General features: G+C 34.7%; 1 protein-coding gene. It reads left to right on the forward strand.

What is annotated here, in order from left to right:
* The first annotated feature begins 438 nt into the window (after positions 1–438).
* Positions 439–2,958, forward strand: coding sequence for an Ig-like domain-containing protein (locus RTP52_RS19845; RefSeq protein WP_312105191.1), 2,520 nt, complete (start codon positions 439–441; stop codon positions 2,956–2,958).
* Positions 2,959–3,234 lie beyond the last annotated feature (276 nt).

Raw genomic sequence — 3,234 nt, forward strand, 5'->3', positions numbered from 1 at the left:
GGTGTGAGAGGTCGGAAATTTCTCAGTTAGGGAAATTTCCTCCTACTCGATTTATAGTGAATTGCGCTACAATAACCTATAATTTAATCCCATCAGGGAAGTCCGCTGCTTCCTTAAGCGGATTGCGAATATCCGCTTTGCCACTCTCCGTTAGATGTGTACTCACCCTGCGGTTTCAATAAGGCAAAGTGTATTTGTATAGACAAATTACCTTACTCTTAGCGACCTTGGAAGCCTTGAATAGCGAAGCTACTTTACTCTAATAGGATAGAAAGTTAAAATACTTGTTATCTAGTAGAAAAACCAAACATACCTATTTGTTACAAATTTCTTAATTTACCATTAAAAATCGATTTTAACATAGTTTTGACAAAACTAATCTCTAGGATTAGAATATAAAGGGTAAAAGTCCTAAATTTAACACTAGGAGGAGAAAATATGAAAAAAAGAAACGCGAGATTCATAGCTTTTGCGGTGATGCTTGCAGTAATGTTCAGTACAATAGCAATAAGTCAGCCAGTGAATACTTATGCTGCTACCATAGCGCTGAACGCAACCAGTAAGACAGTAGTGATTGGTACTACATATACACTGTCCGTAAAGAATGCAACGAATGTGTCCAAAACCACGTGGAAATCTTCAAATACAAAAATTGCCACAGTAAATGGGAAGGGACTTGTAACACCAGTCGCAGCAGGAACTGCAACGATAACTGCAACTGTTTATTTCAAAGATGGTACTCAGAAGCAGTTAAGTAGTAAGATAACAGCAAAAAGACGTGTCCCAGCTACCGGTGTTAAGCTTAACGTAATCTATGATGAAATTAATGCTCATATTATTGAAGTTGGTGATAAATATGACTTCGATACAAAGTTAACGCCTACAACTTCAACAGACTCCACTTTTTATAGTATCTCAGATACTACCTATGCAACAGTGGATTCTGCAGGTATTGTTACTGCTAAGAAACCTGGTATTACTGTATTAGAGGCAAGAATTGGTTTAAATAAGACGGAAGCAATGAAGTCTACCAATACAGTTGTTGCTAGAACTTATATCTTAATCAAACCAAAAACAACACCTACTGCAACACCGACTCCAACACCAACAGTTGTTGCTGAGCCTAAGGCTATGGGAGTTACTTTAGTAAGTTCGAATGAAATTAAGATTACTTTTAATACACCAATTAGTAAGTCAAGTGTAATTGATGGAAATGGTAACTTAATAAGTGGTGCAATTACAATAACTCCTGGTAATAATGCATCAGCATTAGGAAAATTAAGTGCGAAATTATCGAGTGATTTAACTGAACTTTATATTTCAGCAAGTGGTGAATTTGCAGGAGTTTATGTAACTACAATATTTAATAAGACAGAAGCGGTAAATGGTACTCCAGTACAGGCAGCAGCTTTTCAAAATGATTTTGTTGATACACAAGGACCTTCTTATGTAGAAACAACAATTAGTGATAATGGATACAAAGCACAGATTCGTTTTAGTGAGGCAATTGATATTTCTAAACTTAGTATTTTACAAATGCATGGTGAAACAAACACATATGTAAAGTCCTATATTGGAAATGCAAACAACTATATCTTAAGCAGTGATAAAAAGACATTGACAATCGATTTGATGGCAACAGGTCAAAAGGTTGTAAACGCGATGGTTGAGATGACCGGAATTAGAGATTTAAAGGGAAATGAATCAGAGCCTTATGTTCTATCTGTAGTTGTTCGATGTGATGCTACAGAAAAAACACTAGCTAACATAGTTAAAGTTGAAAGAATAAATAAAACTCAGTTGACAGCAACATTTGATTCGCCGATTGAAACTGCAGGTTATGCTAAGATAGATGGATATGTTTCTTATGGAATCGTAGATCCAGACAATAATAGAAAAGTTAACTACACAATTATGAATACAAACCTCACAGGTAATCAAGTAGTTACTTTCTCTGGATGGAGAAACTTTAATTCTAGTTATTCATCAAACGCAAATCAAACAAGAGCGGTTGACTTTACTTTAGATACAACTCCACCAATCCTACTAAGTTATGAGTTAACAAGTAGCATGCAAAACGGAGTTTTAGTTAATAAGTTAATTTTGAATTATAACAAAACTGTTAACCTAAGTAATATTAGTAACGTAATAACAGCACTCGTGTATAGTAACAACGGTAATATTTTACCGATGAATATCTCATACACTGGTACAGCGGAAGATAAGACCGTAACTTTAATATTAGATAACTTAACTCTAGAGGGCGGTACTTATAATTTTACTATTCCTAAGGATTTTGTATTAGATAATTTAAGCAATGCTTCTCTTGCAACAACAATACAAGTTCAAAAATCTGCAGGAAGTTCATCAAACTTACCAGCTCCATTATCAGCAGTACAAGATGCTACAAATCCAAGTAAGATTATTGTAACGTTTGGTAATAAGCTTGATTTAGCAAGTGTTACTAATGTATCTAACTATACACTTGGAAATTATACAAATCCTGTCAGTGCAGTAATTGAACAGCAGGATAATAATAAAGCTGTTGTAGTTTTGACCTTTTCTAATAGTGCAATCGCGAGTACTGGTACTTATGCCTTAACGATTAGAGGAATTAAAGGATACAATGGATCATATGGCGAAATGAAGATTTTCAACACAACACTTAGCTTGATTGAAAACACAAGTGCTATGGTTGTTAGTTGTAAACAAGTATCACCATATGGTATCGAAATTGAACTTTCAAAACCTGTAACAGGAACAGGAACATTCCAGGTATACACAGGTAGCACCTATGTAACCCCAGCAAGTACCTATGTTGGTGGAAAGGTGATTTATTTAAGCTTTAACCAAGCGGTAAGTGCGTCCTATTTAATATTAACAAATAATTATTTTGTGGATAACAATAATAACACTGCGTTAATTAATTCACCACTATCCGTGCAAAGAACCTACTAAAAACAAGAAAAGTACGCTTCGTGAGCTTTTCCTTGTAATGAATAAAAAGAGTGTATAAAGCGTTACTGCTTTATACACTCTTTTTGAATCTATAGTAAATAGTCCTGCAGGTTCATTAAGACGAATTGTATTCGGCTCCAAGTGTGAGAGTTAGTGAACCCAGAGTAGCGAAATCACTTTGTTCTTTATTCTGACTCAAATGATTTACAGGCTAAAAGCGCAAAAATTGGTTATTTTAATAAGCAGGACAATTTTGTTATTCTTGAATATGTAGAA

Source organism: Lachnoclostridium sp., from assembly GCF_031997925.1.
In the GTDB taxonomy this organism is placed as follows: Bacteria; Bacillota; Clostridia; order Lachnospirales; family Lachnospiraceae; genus Lachnoclostridium.